The organism is Kitasatospora sp. Ki12 (genome assembly GCF_054601375.1).
Genome location: NZ_BAAIHT010000002.1, coordinates 2780109 through 2797284, shown reverse-complemented (window position 1 = coordinate 2797284; position 17176 = coordinate 2780109). Strand labels below are relative to the sequence as shown.

Here is a 17176-nt window from a genome sequence, read left to right as displayed (position 1 = left end):
AGCGCTACCGACCGTCCGAGTCGTGGCCGTTCCGGACAGCCGCGTCCGGGGCGGCCCCGGGCCGCTCCTTGACCCACACCAGCTGCCGGCCGGTCTCGCCCGGGGCCCGGACGGCGGTCGCGGTGACCCGGTCCAGCCGGTAGCCGAGCTTGCGCGGGACGGCGGCGCTGGCGGCGTTGGCCCGGTCGCAGCGGATCTCCACCCTGGTGATCCCGGGCAGGGCCAGCGCGGCCTCGGTCAGCGCCCCGGCCGCAGTGGTGGCGATGCCCCGGCCGACGTGGCCGGTGGCGACCCAGTAGCCGATCTCCAGCGCGCCCGGGCCGATCCGCCCGTGCAGGCCGAAGGCGCCGATCACGCCGCCGGGTTCGGCGTCCAGGCCGGCCAGGTACATGAAGTCGGTGCCGGCCTCCCAGGCGGCGGAGCCGGCCCGGGTGAGCTCGGCGGTCTGCGCCCGGGTGGGGGCCTCGGCCGCCCATTCCATCCACGGCCGCAGGTGGTCCAGGTTGGCGCGGACGGCCCGGTTCAGCGCCACCGCGTGGGTGCTGCTGCGGCGGCGCAGCCAGAGGCCGCCGGGCAGCCGCAGCAGCTCGGGCGGGCGCCCGGCGGTCACCTCCGCGGCCGTCCGGGCCCGTCCGGCCGCCGGCGCGGTGCCGGCCGCCCGCTCCCGGTCGGCCGTGCGGTCCCGTTCGCCGGCCTGTTCCCGGTCGCTGGTGTGCTCCCGGTCGTCCGCCCGCTCCCGGTCGGCGGTGCGGTCCCGGTCGGCCGTGCGGTCCCCTCGGGCCGGGGTCGGGTCACAGGACCGTGGCTGCGCTTGGCTCATGTCGGCGATTATGTCCTTGGCCCGGACCTGTCACCATCCGGGCCCCCGCCGGACCCCCTGACGGCGGGCGCGCGGGCTCGCCGCCCCGGCGCGTCAGAGCCGGACCATCACCTCGTCGAGCTCCTTGCGCCGCAGGTCCGGCACGCGCGCCCCCTCGGCCGGGTAGCCGACCGGGATCACGTACGCCGCCCGCTCCTCGGCCGGGCGGTCGCACACCTCGTTGAGGAACCTCATCGGGCTCGGGGTGTGGGTCAGCGTGGCCAGCCCGGCCTGGTGCAGGGCGGCCAGCAGCAGTCCGACCGAGATCCCCACCGACTCCTTGGTGTAGTACGGGCGCGGCGAGTCCGGTCCCTTGTGCACCTCGAAGACCACGATCACGGCGGGCGCGTCCTCCAGGAACGGCTTGCGCCAGTCGGTGCCGATCGGCGCCAGCGCCGCCAGCCACTCCTCCGACGCCCGGTGCCCGTAGAACTCGCGCTCCTCGGCCTCGGCCGCCTCGCGCAGCCGCCGCTTGCGCTCCGGGTCGGTGATCACCACGAACCGCCAGGGCTGGACGTGCGCGCCGCTGGGGGCGGTGCTCGCGGTCCGGACCGCCCACTCGACCACCCCGTCCGGGATCGGGCGGGTGGAGTAGTCGCGGACGGTCCGGCGCTGGGCCATCACGTCGTGGAAGGACCTGCTGCGGGCCTCGGCCTCGTGGGCCGGGACCGTCATGGGGGTGAGGGGGACGGTCGGGTGGGACGTCCCCGCCACGGCGCTCTCTGCACTGTCAACCATGGCGGACAGCACAGCACATGACGGCCCCTCCGGGAAGAGGTAGAGACCAATCTGCGGCCCGGGTCGACCCTGGGCGGGGCAGACCGGTCCACGGGCGGGCCGTCCCACGGGCAGGCCCGCCCACGGGACGGCTACAGCTCGTGCGCCCGCCCGTCCCGGACCTCGATCCGCCGGTTCACCGCGACGGTGTCCAGCATCCGCCGGTCGTGGGTGACCAGCAGCAGGGTGCCGGTGTACGAGGACAGCGCGGACTCCAGCTGCTCGATCGCGGGCAGGTCCAGGTGGTTGGTGGGCTCGTCCAGCACCAGCAGGTTGACCCCGCGGGCCTGCAGCAGCGCCAGCGCGGCCCGGGTGCGCTCGCCCGGGGAGAGGGTGCCGGCCGGGCGCATGACGTGCACCGCCTTGAGGCCGAACTTGGCCAGCAGGGTGCGGACGTCCTCCGGCGAGAGCTCCGGCACGGCGGCGGAGAAGGCCTCCGCCAGCGGCTCGCCGCCCAGGAACAGACCGCGCGCCTGGTCCACCTCGCCGACCACCACGCCGGAGCCCAGGGTCGCGCTGCCGCCGTCGAGTTCGAGCCGGCCGAGCAGGGCGGCCAGCAGCGTGGACTTGCCCGCGCCGTTGGCGCCGGTGATGGCGACCCGGTCGGCCCAGTCGATCTGCAGGTCCACCGGGCCGAAGGAGAAGTCGCCGCGCCGGGCGGTGGCCCCGCGCAGGGTGGCGACCACCGAGCCGGAGCGCGGCGCGGTGGCGATCTCCATCCGCAGCTCCCACTCCTTGCGCGGCTCCTCGACCACGTCCAGCCGCTCGATCATCCGCTGGGTCTGGCGGGCCTTGGAGGCCTGCTTCTCGGTGGACTCGGCGCGCACCGCGCGGCCCATCTTGTCGTTGTCGGAGGACTTGCGGCGGGCGTTGCGCACGCCGTGCTCCATCCAGCCGCGCTGCATCCGGGCGCGGGCCTCCAGCCCGGCCTTGGTGTCGGCGTACTCCTCGTACTCCTCGCGGGCGTGCCGGCGGGACACCGCCCGCTCCTCCAGGTACGCCTCGTAGCCACCGCCGTACAGGTTGACCTGCTGCTGGTGCAGGTCCAGCTCCAGCACCTTGGTCACGGTGCGGGCCAGGAACTCGCGGTCGTGGCTGATCAGCACGGTGCCGGCGCGCAGGCCCTTGACGAAGGCCTCCAGCCGCTCCAGGCCGTCCAGGTCGAGGTCGTTGGTGGGCTCGTCGAGCAGGAAGACGTCGTAGCGGGAGAGCAGCAGTGAGGCGAGGCCGGCCCGGGCGGCCTGGCCGCCGGAGAGCGCGGTCATCGGCAGGTCGAGCGAGACCTTCAGCCCGAGCGAGTCGGCGACCTCCTCGGCCCGCTCCTCCAGGTCGGCGCCGCCGAGCTCCAGCCAGCGGTCCAGGCTGACCGCGTACGCGTCGTCGGCGCCCGGCCGGCCCTCGACCAGGCCCTCGGTGGCCTCGTCCAGCGCGGCCTGGGCGGCCGAGACGCCGGTGCGGCGGGCCAGGAACTCGCGCACCGACTCGCCCTCGCGCCGCTCCGGCTCCTGCGGCAGGTGGCCGACGTTGGCACTGGCCGGGCTCAGCCGCAGCGATCCGCCCTCGGGGGTGTCCAGGCCCGCCAGCAGGCGCAGCAGGGTCGACTTTCCGGCGCCGTTCACGCCGACCAGACCGATCACGTCGCCGGGGGCGACGACCAGGTCCAGGCCGGAGAAGAGGGTGCGTTCGCCGTGGCCGGCGCTGAGGTCCTTGACTACGAGTGTGGCGCTCATGATGGGGCCGATTGTAAGAGGAGCGGGGGCGCCACCGGAAAAAGCCGAGCGCAGGGCCCCGACCGGGGACGGAGAACCCGGGGAGACGGAAAGGCCCGGGGGCCGCGGCTGTGGCAGCCGCGGCCCCCGGGACCGGTGGGGATCATCCCCGGTGGATCACTTGGCCTTCTTCGAGAAGTACTCGAACATGTGCTGGGCCACGTCCTCCAGGTACGGACCGGCCTCGTAGGTGTTCGCGCCGTTGCCGATGGAGGTGTCGCTGACCAGGGCCGGCTTGCCGTCCTTGGTCGCGAACCAGCCGCCGCCGCTGCTGCCGCCGGTCATGTTGCAGCCGATCAGCAGCATCGCCGGGCGGCTCGGGTCGCCGGTCTTCTTGGACGGCTTGCCGCCGTCGCAGTGCTCCAGCTCGACGCCGTCGAAGGGCTTGCCCTCCGGGAAGCCGTAGTTGGAGACGGCGGCCAGCTGGTCGCGCGGGGCGTTGAACCACAGCGGCACCGAGCCGCCTACGGTCTCCTCCAGCGACTTGCCGTTCGGGTCGGGGTTGGCGACCTTGATGATGCCGAAGTCGTACTGGCTCCACGGGCCGCCGTGCTCCGGGTCGGCCTCGCCGGTCCACTGCGGCGAGACCATGCCGGCGGTCGCGCCCCACTCGCCGTACGGCTCGGCGTCGTCCAGCTTGGACTTCTGCTTGTTGCCGTTGCTCAGCACGCCGTTGCTGTTGAAGGCCGGGGCGAAGGTGATGTCGGTGTAGTACTTGTTGCCCTTGCCGCCGTGCAGGCAGTGGCTCGCGGTCCACACCAGGTTGCTCTTGCCCGGGTTGGCCGGGTCGGAGACGACGGTGCCGGAGCACACGTAGTCCTCGTTGCCGTCCTTGAAGAAGATCTTGCCGTTGACGTGCATGTTCTTCGGGAACGGGTGCGCGACGGGCTTCGCCGGGACCATGGCGGGCATCTGGTCCGGGCCGGCCGGCGGCTGCGCCGCGGTGGGCTGGGCCGGGGCCGGGGCCGCGCTGGTCGGCTGCGCGGTCGGCTGGGCGGGCGCCTGCGTCGGGTCCTGGGCCGGGGCCTGCGGCAGCGGCTTCGGCTTGGCGTTCAGCAGCTTCTGCAGGGTCCAGTAGCCCTTGACCGCCGGGGTGATGACGTTCGCCTGGGCCCACTTGTCCCAGTCATCGAGCTTCCAGGTCTTCAGCTCCTCGACCGTCGGAAGCTTGATCGGAGCCGCGCCCGGCTTGCCGGAGGCGCTGGCCGCGACCGTGGGAGCCGTGGTCTGTGCTCCGGCCGGGTCGGCGTTGTCCGGTCCGCACGCGGTGGCGACCACCATGGTCAGCGCGGCGACGGAGGCGCCCAGGACGGCTCGGCTCGGCCGGGATATCGGTGACATGAGTTCAAATCCCCCTGTTGACTACCGCCATACGGCCCGTTCCTCGGGTGCGGCCCCGGGGCCGCAGGTATGGCAGTGGAGGAGTCTGCCATGTGGATAAGGAAGTCCTTAAACCCGACCCCGGCTGGGACGAGGCTGTCACCGGATCGGCACCGGATCGGCACGGAGCCTCCGTCGGGCCATCGTCGGGGCGCTGACCGCGGCCTCCTCCGCAGCCTCCGCCAACGGCCTCCGCCGCGGCCCGGAAAACCGGTTGCACGCGTCTTCCGGGGTACCTAACGTGGTCAGGGTCGTCAGCCAGACAAGGAGAAGGCCGTTGATCTACTGAGGTCCCGGGACACCGCCCCGCCACGCAGGCCCTCTTGCCGCGTGGTGCGCGAGTGTGCGACCTCAGTCACGGCCCCGTGGCGATCCTCCGTGTGACGTCACCCCTTCCTTCCTCCGGCCGTACCGGTTCCGCACCCGCGGTGTCTCCCCGTGTTGCTCACCACCCCTTCGGCAACCAACCCGGGAGGCCTTCATGGCACAACCCACCACCGCCGTCCTCTGCACCGACCTCGCGTTCGAGTGGCCCGACGGCAAGCCCGTCCTGGACGGGTTCCACCTCGCCGTCGGCCCCGGCCGCACCGGCCTGATCGGGCTCAACGGCGCGGGCAAGTCCACCCTGCTGCGGCTGATCGCCGGGGACCTCACCCCGACCGGCGGCACCGTCCGGGTCGACGGCGAACTCGGCTACCTGCCGCAGGGCCTGACGCTCGACACCACGCTGCGGGTGGACGAGGCGCTCGGCGTCCGCGCCGCCCGCGAGGCCCTGCACGCCATCGAGTCCGGCGACACCGACCAGCGCCACTTCGACGCCGTCGGCGACGACTGGGACGTCGAGGAGCGCGCCCGGGCCACGCTCGACCGGCTCGGCCTGCAGCGCCTCGGGCTCGACCGCACCACCGGCGAACTCTCCGGCGGTGAGGCGGTCCTGCTGCGGCTGGCCGCCCTGCTGATGGCCCGCCCCGACGTCCTGCTGCTCGACGAGCCCACCAACAACCTCGACCGGGCCGCCCGCGAGCGGCTCTACGAGACGGTGGCCGGGTGGCACGGCGTGATGCTGGTCGTCAGCCACGACCGCGAGCTGCTGCGGCACGTCGACCAGATCGCCGACCTCCGGGACGGCGACGTCACCTGGTACGGCGGCAACTTCGAGGCGTACGAGCGCACGCTCGCCGCCCAGCAGGAGACGGCCGAGCGGCTGCTGCGCAACGCCGAGGCCGACGTCCAGCGTCAGAAGCGGGACTTGGTCGACGCCCGGTCCCGGCTGGACCGCAGCGTCGCGTACGGCAAGAAGCGCTCGGTCACCCGCAACGACCCGCACATCTTCCGGGGCATGCTCAAGCGCAAGGGCCAGGAGACGGCCGGCCGTCTCCAGGGCATGCACACCGAGCGGTTGGAGGAGGCCAGGGCGCGGCTCACCGAGGCCGAGGAGGCCGTCCGGGACGACGCCGAGATCCGGATCGACCTGCCCCGTACGGCGGTCCCGGCCGGGCGCACGGTGCTCACCCTGCAGAAGGTCCGGCTGCCGCACGGCGTCACCGCCGAGCTGGACCTGCGCGGCCCCGAGCGGATCGCGCTGACCGGCCGCAACGGGTCCGGCAAGTCCACCCTGCTGCGCACCATCGCGGGCGAACTCGCCCCGCTGGAGGGGGAGATCACCGCCCCGGTGGCGCTGCGGCACCTCCCGCAGCGGCTCGACCTGCTGGACGAGGGGCTCAGCGTCGTGGAGAACGTCAAGCTGTTCGCCCCCGCCGCCGGGGACAACGCGATCCGCGCCCGGCTCGCCCGCTTCCTGTTCCGGGGCGCCCGGGCCGACCAGCCGGCCGCCACCCTCTCCGGGGGCGAGCGGTTCCGCGCCACGCTGGCCGCCCTGTTGCTGGCCGACCCGCCGCCGCAGCTGCTGCTGCTCGACGAGCCGACCAACAACCTGGACCTCGCCAGCGTCCGCCAGCTCACCCAGGCGCTGGCCGCCTACCAGGGGGCGCTGATCGTGGCCAGCCACGACGTGCCGTTCCTGCGCGGCCTGGGCGTGACCAGGTGGCTGGAGCTGGACGGCGAACTGAGGGCGGTGGATCCGATGTAGCGGACCCGGCCGGGGCCGCGGGCACTGCCGCTACTCCTCGCTCCCGTCGCTTTGGCCACCCTGCTCACCCCGGGCGTCCTCGGTGAGCACCCGGCGGGCCGTGCTCAGGGCCGAGTCCCTGAGCGCGGCCAGCTCGCCGGGGGTGAACACCGGGGTGCGCAGGTTCGGCGGGATGCCCGGTCCGTCGAAGGTGCTGCCGCTCCTGGTGAGGTACTTCTCATTCGGCAGGACGACCATGAGCTCCGGCGAGAGCGTCTTGATCAGCACGTCGGAGAAGACGCCCTGGGTGTTCTCGCCGATCCGGAGCACCCGGGGGGAGCGGCCCGTCATGGCCTGGGTGAAGGTCTCCGCCGCGCTGGCCGAGATCGAGGAGGTCAGGATCGTCACCGGTCCGGTGAAGTGCGCGCCCGCCGAGGGCCGCACGGTGACCGGTTCGGGCCGGGTGAACACCGTCGGGTCGGCCGGGTCGTCCCGCGCCACCTTCCGGTAGGCGAGGTAGGGGCGGTCGGTCAGCCGGGCGGCGATGTGCAGCCCGAGCGCGTCCGAACCGCCGCCGTTCAGCCGCACGTCGACGACCAGTCCGGTGGGCCGGTCCGGGCCGGCCAGCAGGGCGTCCAGGGCCCGGTCCAGCTCGGCGACCTGGCTGCGGTAGTCGCCGCCGGTGTAGTCGTCGAAGCTGCTCACCCGGAAGTAGCCGATGCCGCCGGGGAGCCGGCCCACGCCGAGCCGGCCGCCGGCGAAGGTCTGCTCCGGGCCGGTCAGCTGGGCGGCCGACGCCTGAAGGGCCCGCGCCTTCAGCTCGTCGGTGCGCACCGTCGAGCCGGGCCGCCGTCCGCCGAAGACCGGTTTCGGCGCCCCGTCGACCACCCGGGCGAGGCCGGTGTGCGCGTCGCCCAGCGGCCGGAGCATGTCGATCAGGACGTTCTGCAACTCCTCGACGGTCGTCGTCGGGGTGATCCTGCGCCGCTGCTCGTCCCGGACGGCGTGCCAGTCGATGCCCTTGGCCGCGAAGAAGGGGTAGTTCTCCTCGAAGGTCTCCCAGAACCGGTCGAAGACCGCGAGCGGGTCGTTCGGCGCCGGCCGGGCGCACAGCGCCGGCAGCGCGTCGAGACGGTCCAGCGTCTTGCTTCCGACCCCGCCCTCCTCGCGCTCGACCGCCCGGTTCCGCCCGGCCGGGGTGAGCGTCAGAGCGTTGGTGCCCACGGTGTACCGGGTGGTGCCGTCCGGGCCGGGCGTCCCGGACTGCGTGGCGGTGATCCAGCCGGGCACGCAGCTGTGCCCGGTCACGTCGTAGCTGGTGAGCCGGCCCCCGGTGACCGCGATCACCAGGCCGTAGCCGTCCGTCCGCCAGATCCCCGTCAAGGGGTTGCCCGGCCCTCCCCGGTCCGCGGCCGCCGCCGGCGCCGCCAGCCCCGCCGCCGTCGCGAGCGCCACCACCGCGGCCCCCGCCCTGCCGATTCCCCTGCGTGTCCTCGTCGGCCCGTGCGTCATCTCCGGCCTCCGCCGAATCCCGGCCTCCCCCGCGGAACCCCTCCGCCGCCGCTGTCACCGACGCTACGGCCGGCCCCGCCGCCGGGGCGTCATCCGCCGCGCCGTACCCGGTTCCTCCTCCGGGCCTACCCGGGGCCCCGGCGGAACGGTCCCAGGGGGTATCGACAGCAAACCGTTTTGACGGCGGGTGGAAATCCGCCGGCGGCCGCCCAGGGCGCCGGCCGCCGTCCGGGGCGTCAGGCCTGTGGCGCGGGCCGCAGTTTGTCCGCGACCCGGGTCCCGAGCCGGTCCAGTCCGATGACGAGGGCGGCGAGCAGGACGAACTCGACGGTCAGCTGGGCGATCTGGCCCCAGACGTAGCCGTAGCCCTTGGTGGTCGGGTCGAAGAAGAAGTACGGGTAGGGCAGCGGGTAGTCGTCGAAGAGCGCGTTGCGGGCGAGCACGATCGCCGCGTAGCCGAGCGGGAAGGCCAGCCAGAGCGGGATGTCCTTCCAGGCCGCCGCGTTGCGCGGCTTGAGCACCAGCCAGTCGACGATCACCATCACCGGCGTCACGTAGTGCAGGAAGAACGAGGACCAGTTGGCCAGCTTGTCCGGCCCGCTGACCAGCCCGGGCAGCGGGTTGGCGCCGTGCTGCAGCAGGACGTGCGAGACCAGCCCGGTGATCAGGATGTACAGGGTGGCGGCGCCGCGCAGCCGGGGCGCGGGCGCGTCCACGCTGCCCCGCTGGACCATCCAGTACACCGCTCCGATGAAGTAGCCGAGCACGATCACGTTGCTCTGCACGGTGAAGTAGACCAGCGGTGCTGTCCCGAGGGTCAGGCCGAGGCCCGCCGAGAGCACGATGCCGATGCGCCACCAGAGCGCGGGACGGGTCCGGACTGTCATGCGGCCACCAGTTCGTTCCAGGCGATACGGGAGGTATCGGACGGTTGAGGGGAAAATCGCACTTTACCTCGCGGTGTCGGCGGGGTGGAATCCGTGTGCGAAACCGGTGTGCGACACCCAGGTACGGTGACCGTCCTCCGGCCGGGCTCAGCCCGGCAGCACGAACCCCGACTCGTAGGCCGCGATGACCGCTTGGGTGCGGTCCCGGGCGCCGAGTTTGGCCAGCACGCTGCCGACGTGCGTCTTCACCGTCTCCTGACTCACCACCAGCCGGGCCGCGATCTCGCCGTTGTTGAGCCCGGTGGCCATCAGCCGCAGCACCTGCCCCTCCCGGTCGGTCAGCCGTCCGATCGGTCCCCGCTCGACCGCGGCCTCCCGGCGGCGGTCCGCGCCGTGGCGCAGCGCCAGTTCGCGGACGGCCGTCGGGAAGAGCAGCGAGTCCCCGCGCGCGACCAGCCGTACGGCCTGCACCATCTCCTCCGCCCGTGCCCGCTTCAGGAGGAACCCGGCGGCGCCCGCGCGCAGCGCGTCGTACACGTGGTCGTCGTGCTCGAAGGTGGTGACCACCAGGATCCTGGGCGGTTCGGCCATCCCGCCGACCAGTTGCTCGGTGGCCCGGATCCCGTTGATGCCGGGCATCCGGACGTCCATCAGCACCACGTCCGGCCGCAGTTCGCGCACCAGCGGGACGACCTCGGCGCCGTCGGCGGCCTCGCCGACCACGGTGAGGTCCGGCTCGGCGTCGATCACCACCCGCAGGCCCATCCGGACCAGCCGTTCGTCGTCCGCGATCACCACACGGATGCCCGCACCGCGTCCGTCGCCCACGTCGCCCGGAGCGCCCTGGTCGCCCTGGCTGCTCGGGCCACCGGCACCGTCCACAGCGTTCACACCGTTCACCGTGCCCCCGTCGTCCCTCATGCGGTTCCTCCCACCGGCAGCCAGACGGCCAGCCGCCACGTCGTTCCGTCCGCGCTCGGCCCCGCGGTGCTGCCGCCGCGCAGGGCCGTCGCGCGTTCCCCGATCCCGCGCAGTCCCCGTCCGCCGCCGGGGCGGCTCGGGCGGGTGGCGCCCAGCGGGTTGGTCAGTTCGATCTCCAGCCGGTCCCCGGCCAGCCCGACCCGGAGTCCGGCGGGGGCGGGGCCGGCGTGCCGCAGCACGTTGGTCAGGCCCTCCTGCACGATCCGGTACGCCTCGCGGGAGACCGGGGCGGGCAGGCCGGCCAGGCCGGGGGCGAGTTCGGCTTCCACCGTCACCCCGGTGCGGGCCAGTTGGCGCAGCAGGTCGTCCAGCCCGGCGAGGGTGGGGCCGGCCGGCCCGGTGGCCTCCGGGTCCTCCTCGCGCAGCAGGCCGAGCACGGTGTCCAGTTCGGCGACGGCCGCCCGCGCGGTCTCCTCGATCGCGTGCAGCGCCTCGGCGGCGAAGTCGGGGTTGCTGCGCAGGACCCGTGCTGCGGCCGAGGCCTGGATGCCGACCGCGCTGAGCGCGTGTCCGACCGAGTCGTGCAGCTCCCGGGCGAGCCGGTTGCGCTGGGCGAGTACGGTGGCCCGGCGCTCGGCGGCGACCAGCCGTTCCTCCGGGGTGGGGCCGAGCAGGGCGGGCGCCAGGCGGGCGAGCAGCGCCCCGCAGCCGGCGTTGGTGAGGACGATCAGCAGCAGGACGCCGACGCCGAGGGTGGGGCCGGTGACCATCCAGCCGGGGAAGCGGTCCTCCCAGAACGCGACGAAGTCCCGGACCCCGTCGAGGTTGAGGATCAGCACCACCGCGAACGGCGTCCCGGCCAGGGACATCCCGGCGACCACTCCGCCGAAGAACACGTGCAGCACGAACCAGAGCGCCGTGCGCCACCGGGCGGGCCAGGCGCGGGCCGGGCCGGTGGCCAGCTCCTCCGGCCGCGCGGCCGTGCAGAGCGCCCGTGCGGCGGCGCCCTCCAGCCCCCGGACCGTCGGCACCAGCGCGGTGGCCGCGGCCATCGGCAGGGAGGTGAACAGCGCGAGGAGTTGCATCAGCAGCTGCCGGGGCTGCCCCTGCGCCGGGTTGAGCGCCCCGAGCAGCACCACCGACAGCAGCCAGTACGGCATCAGCAGCGCGCCGCCCAGCACCAGGTGCACCCAGCGCAGCCGGGCCCGCCGTCCGACCATCGCCCCGGCCGCACGCCGCCACCACGCGCCCTCCGCACGCCGCCACCGCGCCCCCGCCGCACGTCGCCACCGCGTGCCCGCCCCCGTGATCACCTGGGTGACTCTACGTCAGCGGCGTTGTCGCGGGTTCCCCGTTCGGTGAGCGCGATCGCCCCGACGGCCAGCACCAGCACCCCGGCGACCACCTGGCCGGCCTGCACCAGTGGCATCAGCCCGGGCACCGCCCGCCCCAGGTCGGTCACCCGGGTGGTGCTCGCCCCGAAGGCCACCAACTGCCAGCTGCCCCAGCCGAACAGCGAGCCGGCCGCCGTCCAGGCCACCAGCAGCGGGACGAGCAGCCGCCGCCGCGGCCGGACCCGGAACACCAGCACCAGCAGCGCCGCCGCCGCGGCCACCGCCATCGCCGCGGTCACCCCGTCCATCACCGCCATGCCCCGGTTGTGCTCCTGGGCCATCGCGACCGGTACCCCGGCGGTGCCGCCCGCCGCCCAGTACACCCGGGCCGCCGCGACCCCGGCGGCGAGCAGCGCGGCCACGCAGGCCAGGGCGCGCTGCACGGTCAGCGTGGCGGTGGCCGGCAGGTCGCCGATCCGGTCGGTGCGCAGCCCGGCCCAGCGCCGCCGGGCGTACAGGGCGAAGGCGGTCAGCAGCGCGAGGCCCTGCACCGTGAAGCCGCCGTACACGACCAGGAAGACCCAGTCGCTGAGCCCCTTGTCGTCCGGCGCCTTGCCCTGCTCCGGCCCCAGCAGCAGGGAGCTCAGCAGGGACAGCGGCAGCGCCACCAGGATCGTGCCGAGCAGTCCGGTCGCCACCCACATCGGGAACGCCACCAGCCCGGCCGGCACCCGTCGCCCCCACGGCCGTACGAAGGCCAGCGCCAGGGCGACGGCGATCGCGTCCATCCCGAAGGTGAGCAGGTTCACCAGCCACAGGCCGTCCATCTCGCCGGGGCTGTCCGACCCCACCGGATGGCCGGTCAGCCAGAGCAGTTTGAGCGTCAGGTACGGTCCCGTCGCGGCCACCGCCGTCCACGCAGCCCCGGCCCGTACGACACCTTCGTTGATCCTCATGCCGCTACGGTCGCGCCGGGCCCCGGCCCCGGTCCTCCGCCCGTGGCCCGATCCCCCTCCCCCCGGCGGGGGATCTTCGGCTCAGGCCATGCGGTGGATCAGCCGGTCCTCCTGGTCGACCCGCCCGTCCGGGTCCGCCACCAGCCCGAGCCGCTCGGCGAGCCGTCGGGAGGTCAGGTTGTCGGCCCGGATCAGGGCGACCACCGGGATTCCGGGGAACCGCGGCCGCGCCTCCGCCATCGCCGCCCGCGCCGCCTCCGCCGCGTAGCCCAGGCCCCAGGCGGAGGGCCGGAACCGGTAGTAGAGGTTGAACACCCGCTCGCCGTCCAGCGTGTGCAGGTAGAGCCCGGCGTACCCGATGACCACCTCCGGCTCCGCCCGCGTCGACACGGCGCAGTACCCCACCCCGTCCCGCACCCAGTCGGCCACGAACCCGTCCAGCGCCTCCTGCGCCTGTGCCCTGTCCCGCTGCGGGCCGTGCGGGTTGTACCGGTTGGTCTCCGGATCCCCGTGCACCGCGAACATGGCCTCCACGTCCCCCTCCTGCGGCCGCGTGAGCACCAGGCGCTCGGAGACGGCGACGACCGTGCGGGCGGTGTGCTGGGCAGTGGTCATGGTGGTCCCCCGTCATCGGTGTCATCCGTCGTAATGGTCAGGTCGGAGAATAGACCATTACGCCGAAACTCGCCCGGCCATTTCCCCCGGGCCCCGCACGCCCCTGCGGGATCGACCCCCATCCTGCTCGCCCGCACCCCCGGCGGTGACGCCCGAGGTGGTTCCGGTCGCGCGGGGAGTGTGCGGCGTTCGGCGGGGTGGAAGGGGGTGGGTGGACCGGCGCGGAGGTCTTGTTACCGGCGGGTCGCTTGCCTATCATCCCGAGTGTTACAGCTTTACTGTCAAACCCCGAAGGGTCTGCGGCCAGTGCGTGACACAAGCAGTCCACCGGGCGGTCGCGGCCCGGCACCGTCGCAGATGCCCTCGCCGTCGGCCGGTGGGCCGCTGGCGGGCGTGCGGGTGGTGGAGCTCGCCGGGATCGGGCCGGGGCCGTTCGCGGCGATGCTGCTGGGGGACCTCGGCGCGGACGTGGTGCGGGTGGACCGGCCGGACCCGTCGCCGCTCGGGACGGACCCGGCGTACGACCTCAGCAACCGCAACAAGCGCTCGGTGCTGGTCGACCTGAAGGCCCCCGAGGGCCCCGGACTGGTGCTCGACCTGGTCGAGCGGGCCGACCTGCTGATCGAGGGCTACCGGCCCGGCGTCGCGGAGCGGCTCGGAGTCGGCCCGCAGGACTGCCTGGCGCGCAATCCGGCCCTGGTGTACGGGCGGATGACCGGCTGGGGGCAGCAGGGCCCGCGGTCCGCGACCGCCGGGCACGACCTCGGGTACGCGGCGGTCGCCGGGGTGCTCGGGATGGTGGCGGCGCCCGGCGGTGCCGACGAGGCGCCCGGGATCCCGGCCAACCTGCTGGGCGACTACGCGGGCGGCTCGCTCTACATGGTCGTCGGCCTGCTCGCCGGGCTGCACCACGCCCGGTCCACCGGCGCGGGCCAGGTCGTGGACGCCGCCATCGTGGACGGCGCGGCGCACCTCGGCAGCATGCTGTGGGGCCTGCTCGCGGCCGGCCACTGGCAGGACCGCCGGGGCGTCAACCTGCTGGACGGCGGTGCGCCGTTCTACGCGGTCTACCGGGCCGCCGACGGTGGGCACCTGGCCGTCGGCGCGCTGGAGCCGCGCTTCTACGCCGAGTTCGCCCGGCTGCTGGACCTCGGCCCGGACGCCCCCGGGCAGTACGACCTCGCCCGCTGGCCCGAACTCCGCGCCCGGATCGCCACCCGCTTCGCCACCCGGACCAGGGCCGAGTGGGAGGCCGTCTTCGCGGGCTCCGACGCCTGCGTGGAACCGGTCCTGACGATGCGTCAGGCCGTCGTGGACGACCACCTGTCGGCGCGCGGGACGTACGTCGAGGCGGGCGGCGTCACCCAGCCCGCCCCCGCCCCCCGCTTCTCGGCCACCCCCGGCGCGCTGCGCCGCCCGCCGGCCCGGCCGGGGGCGGACACCGCCGAGGTGGCCAGGGACTGGGGCGTGCCCGGCCTCGGTGCCGGGCTGGGCCTCGACGCCGGGGCGGGCCTCGACGCCGGGGTGGGCGGCGGCCCGCCGGAGGGCAGTTCTCCGGTAGCCACCCCCGCAGTCAACTCCGCAGCAGAGCAAGGAGAGTAGCGGTGCAGCGCGAGATCTTCACCGAGCAGCACGACGACTTCCGGGCCACCGTCAAGGCCTTCCTCGCCAAGGAGGTGCTGCCGCACTACGACCGCTGGGAGAAGGCGGGCATCGTCGACCGGTCCGTCTGGCTCGCGGCCGGCCGCCAGGGCCTGCTCGGCCTGGCCGTGCCCGAGGAGTACGGCGGTGGCGGCACCCCGGACTTCCGCTACGCGGCCGTGCTGGCCGAGGAGTTCGCCCGGGCCGGTGCCTCCGGGCTGGCGATCGGCCTGCACAACGACATCATCGGCCCCTATCTGACCTCGCTCGCCACCGAGGAGCAGAAGCGCCGCTGGCTGCCCGGATTCTGCTCCGGCGAGCTGATCACCGCGATCGCGATGACCGAGCCCGGCACCGGCTCCGACCTGCAGGGCATCCGCACCCAGGCGGTCGACCGGGGCGACCACTTCCTGCTCAACGGCGCCAAGACCTTCATCTCCAACGGCATCCTCGCCGACCTGGTGATCGTGGTCGCCCGCACCACCCCCGAGGGCGGCGCCCGCGGGCTGAGCCTGCTGGCCGTCGAGCGGGGCACGCCCGGCTTCGAGCGCGGCCGCAACCTCGACAAGATCGGCCAGAAGGCCCAGGACACCGCCGAGTTGTTCTTCGAGGACGTCCGGGTGCCGAAGGAGAACCTGCTCGGCGAGCTCAACGGCGGCTTCGTCCACCTGATGCAGAACCTCGCCCAGGAGCGGCTCACCATCGCGGCCGCGGCGATCGCCGGCGCCGAGTACCTGGTGGAGATCACCACCGACTACGTCAAGCAGCGCGAGGCCTTCGGCCGGCCGCTCGCCAAGCTGCAGCACGTCCGCTTCGAGATCGCCGAGCTGGCCACCGAGTGCGCCGTCACCCGGACCTTCGTGGACCGCTGCATCACCGAGCACAACCGCTACGCGCTCACCCCGGCCGACGCCTCGATGGCCAAGTGGTGGGCCACCGAGCTGCAGAAGCGCACCGCCGACCGGTGCCTCCAACTGCACGGCGGCTACGGGTACATGAGCGAGTTCCCGGTCGCCCGGGCGTTCACCGACGGCCGCATCCAGACCATCTACGGCGGCACCACCGAGATCATGAAGGAGATCGTGGGCCGTTCCATCCTCGGCTGAGCCCCGTCCGGAGCCCTCAGGAACTCCCGGAACCCTCAGGAACCCCCGGAGCCCTCAGGAACCCCCGGAATCCCCAGGAACCCCCCTGCCCCGAAAGGCATTCCCATCGTGACCACCGAAGCGTACGTCTACGACGCGATCCGCACCCCGCGCGGCCGGGGCAAGGCCACCGGCTCCCTGCACGGCACCAAGCCGATCGACCTGGTCGTCGGCCTGATCCACGAACTGCGCCGCCGCTTCCCCGACCTGGACCCGGCCGCGATCGACGACATCGTGCTCGGCGTGGTCAGCCCGGTCGGCGACCAGGGCTCCGACATCGCCCGGATCGCGGCCATCGCGGCCGGCCTGCCCGACACCGTCGCCGGCGTCCAGGAGAACCGCTTCTGCGCGTCCGGCCTGGAAGCCGTCAACCTGGCCGCCGCCAAGGTCCGTTCGGGCTGGGAGGACCTGGTGCTGGCCGGCGGCGTGGAGTCGATGTCCCGGGTCAAGATGGCCTCGGACGGCGGCGCCTGGTTCGCCGACCCGATGACCGCCTACGAGACGAACTTCGCGCCGCAGGGCATCGGCGCCGACCTGATCGCCACCATCGAAGGCCTCTCCCGCACCGACGTGGACGCCTTCGCCGCCGAGTCCCAGGCGCGCGCCGCCAAGGCCCAGGCGGACGGCCTGTTCGACCGCTCGGTGGTCCCGGTGCGCGACCGCAACGGCCTGGTCGTGCTGGAGCGCGACGAGTTCATCCGCCCCGGCACCACCGTCGAGACCCTGGCCGGCCTCAAGCCCTCCTTCGCCGCCATCGGCGAGGCCGGCGGTTTCGACGCCGTCGCCCTGCAGAAGTACCACTGGGTGGAGGCCATCGACCACGTCCACCACGCGGGCAACTCCTCCGGCATCGTGGACGGCGCCGCCCTCGTCGCCATCGGCAACCGCGAGGTCGGCGAGCGGTACGGGCTGCGCCCGCGCGCCCGGATCGTCTCCGCCGCCGTCTCCGGCTCCGAGCCGACCATCATGCTCACCGGTCCCGCCCCGGCCACCCGCAAGGCGCTCGCCAAGGCCGGCCTCACCGCCGCCGACATCGACCTGGTCGAGATCAACGAGGCCTTCGCGGCGGTCGCGCTCCGCTTCATCCGCGAACTCGGCTTCCGCCCCGACCAGGTGAACGTCAACGGCGGCGCGATCGCGCTCGGCCACCCGCTCGGCGCCACCGGCGCCATGCTGCTCGGCACCGTGATCGACGAGCTGGAGCGGCGCGACCTGCGCTACGGCCTGATCACCCTCTGCGTGGGCGGTGGCATGGGCATCGCCACCATCGTCGAGCGCATCTGAGACCACCCGTCGCCCGCCGCCGCCCGTC

14 protein-coding genes are annotated in these 17176 nt (G+C 73.9%); 4 read left to right on the top strand and 10 right to left on the bottom strand.

All coding sequences use genetic code 11. From position 1 onward, the window contains the following. Positions 1-4 precede the first annotated feature (4 nt). From ACYP53_RS30020 to ACYP53_RS30005, 4 genes are all read right to left on the bottom strand, one after another. A complete protein-coding gene (locus ACYP53_RS30020; protein ID WP_459649683.1) occupies positions 5-820 on the bottom strand; it encodes a GNAT family N-acetyltransferase in 816 nt (271 codons plus the stop codon). A gap of 93 nt (positions 821-913) precedes the next feature. Beyond that, positions 914-1597 carry a nitroreductase family protein gene (locus ACYP53_RS30015; RefSeq protein WP_373313686.1) on the bottom strand — a complete coding sequence of 228 codons (684 nt, stop codon included), beginning with the start codon at positions 1595-1597 and terminating at the stop codon, positions 914-916. Positions 1598-1728: 131 nt separating this feature from the next. Then, positions 1729-3366 carry an ABC-F family ATP-binding cassette domain-containing protein gene (locus ACYP53_RS30010; protein WP_459649682.1) on the bottom strand — a complete coding sequence of 546 codons (1638 nt, stop codon included), beginning with the start codon at positions 3364-3366 and terminating at the stop codon, positions 1729-1731. A gap of 156 nt (positions 3367-3522) precedes the next feature. Then, complete coding sequence (locus ACYP53_RS30005) at positions 3523-4746, bottom strand: trypsin-like serine peptidase (protein ID WP_189914681.1); 1224 nt, start codon at positions 4744-4746, stop codon at positions 3523-3525. Positions 4747-5266: 520 nt separating this feature from the next. Here ACYP53_RS30005 and ACYP53_RS30000 point away from each other — a divergent pair. Then, positions 5267-6874 carry an ABC-F family ATP-binding cassette domain-containing protein gene (locus tag ACYP53_RS30000; RefSeq protein WP_189914679.1) on the top strand — a complete coding sequence of 536 codons (1608 nt, stop codon included), beginning with the start codon at positions 5267-5269 and terminating at the stop codon, positions 6872-6874. Positions 6875-6904: 30 nt separating this feature from the next. Here the strand turns inward: ACYP53_RS30000 and ACYP53_RS29995 are convergent, their stop codons facing one another. The 6 genes from ACYP53_RS29995 to ACYP53_RS29970 all read right to left on the bottom strand — a co-directional run bounded on the left by ACYP53_RS29995 (position 6905) and on the right by ACYP53_RS29970 (position 13078). Then, a complete protein-coding gene (locus ACYP53_RS29995; protein WP_459649681.1) occupies positions 6905-8236 on the bottom strand; it encodes a S41 family peptidase in 1332 nt (443 codons plus the stop codon). 365 nt (positions 8237-8601) lie between these two features. Continuing rightward, a complete protein-coding gene (locus tag ACYP53_RS29990) occupies positions 8602-9252 on the bottom strand; it encodes a Pr6Pr family membrane protein (RefSeq protein WP_189914675.1) in 651 nt (216 codons plus the stop codon). Positions 9253-9399: 147 nt separating this feature from the next. Continuing rightward, a complete protein-coding gene (locus ACYP53_RS29985) occupies positions 9400-10152 on the bottom strand; it encodes a response regulator transcription factor (RefSeq protein ID WP_459649852.1) in 753 nt (250 codons plus the stop codon). Positions 10153-10169: 17 nt separating this feature from the next. Then, entirely contained in the window at positions 10170-11486 is a 1317-nt protein-coding gene (locus ACYP53_RS29980) for a sensor histidine kinase (RefSeq protein ID WP_459649680.1), read from the bottom strand. Beyond that, positions 11483-12463, bottom strand: a complete 981-nt coding sequence (locus tag ACYP53_RS29975; protein WP_189914669.1) for a hypothetical protein — start codon at positions 12461-12463, stop codon at positions 11483-11485. Before ACYP53_RS29975 ends, ACYP53_RS29980 begins: the two co-directional genes overlap by 4 nt. An 81-nt stretch (positions 12464-12544) precedes the next feature. Then, positions 12545-13078: a GNAT family N-acetyltransferase gene (locus tag ACYP53_RS29970; protein WP_459649679.1), complete on the bottom strand. Its 534-nt coding sequence runs from the start codon at positions 13076-13078 to the stop codon at positions 12545-12547. Between the two features lie 357 nt (positions 13079-13435). On the opposite strand from ACYP53_RS29970, the gene ACYP53_RS29965 reads away from it, so the two are divergent. From ACYP53_RS29965 to ACYP53_RS29955, 3 genes are all read left to right on the top strand, one after another. Beyond that, a complete protein-coding gene (locus tag ACYP53_RS29965; RefSeq protein ID WP_459649678.1) occupies positions 13436-14680 on the top strand; it encodes a CaiB/BaiF CoA transferase family protein in 1245 nt (414 codons plus the stop codon). 2 nt (positions 14681-14682) lie between these two features. Then, entirely contained in the window at positions 14683-15825 is a 1143-nt protein-coding gene (locus ACYP53_RS29960; protein ID WP_459649677.1) for an acyl-CoA dehydrogenase family protein, read from the top strand. A gap of 108 nt (positions 15826-15933) precedes the next feature. Beyond that, positions 15934-17148: an acetyl-CoA C-acetyltransferase gene (locus ACYP53_RS29955; protein ID WP_459649676.1), complete on the top strand. Its 1215-nt coding sequence runs from the start codon at positions 15934-15936 to the stop codon at positions 17146-17148. Positions 17149-17176: the final 28 nt, after the last annotated feature.

What these genes read in the sequence shown, in the direction of transcription:
- ACYP53_RS30020 (WP_459649683.1), bottom strand. Translation starts at nt 820, where the DNA reads ATGAGCCAAGCGCAGCCACGGTCCTGTGACCCGACCCCGGCCCGAGGG.
- ACYP53_RS30015 (WP_373313686.1), bottom strand. Translation starts at nt 1,597, where the DNA reads ATGGTTGACAGTGCAGAGAGCGCCGTGGCGGGGACGTCCCACCCGACC.
- ACYP53_RS30010 (WP_459649682.1), bottom strand. Translation starts at nt 3,366, where the DNA reads ATGAGCGCCACACTCGTAGTCAAGGACCTCAGCGCCGGCCACGGCGAA.
- ACYP53_RS30005 (WP_189914681.1), bottom strand. Translation starts at nt 4,746, where the DNA reads ATGTCACCGATATCCCGGCCGAGCCGAGCCGTCCTGGGCGCCTCCGTC.
- ACYP53_RS30000 (WP_189914679.1), top strand. Translation starts at nt 5,267, where the DNA reads ATGGCACAACCCACCACCGCCGTCCTCTGCACCGACCTCGCGTTCGAG.
- ACYP53_RS29990 (WP_189914675.1), bottom strand. Translation starts at nt 9,252, where the DNA reads ATGACAGTCCGGACCCGTCCCGCGCTCTGGTGGCGCATCGGCATCGTG.
- ACYP53_RS29975 (WP_189914669.1), bottom strand. Translation starts at nt 12,463, where the DNA reads ATGAGGATCAACGAAGGTGTCGTACGGGCCGGGGCTGCGTGGACGGCG.
- ACYP53_RS29970 (WP_459649679.1), bottom strand. Translation starts at nt 13,078, where the DNA reads ATGACCACTGCCCAGCACACCGCCCGCACGGTCGTCGCCGTCTCCGAG.
- ACYP53_RS29965 (WP_459649678.1), top strand. Translation starts at nt 13,436, where the DNA reads ATGCCCTCGCCGTCGGCCGGTGGGCCGCTGGCGGGCGTGCGGGTGGTG.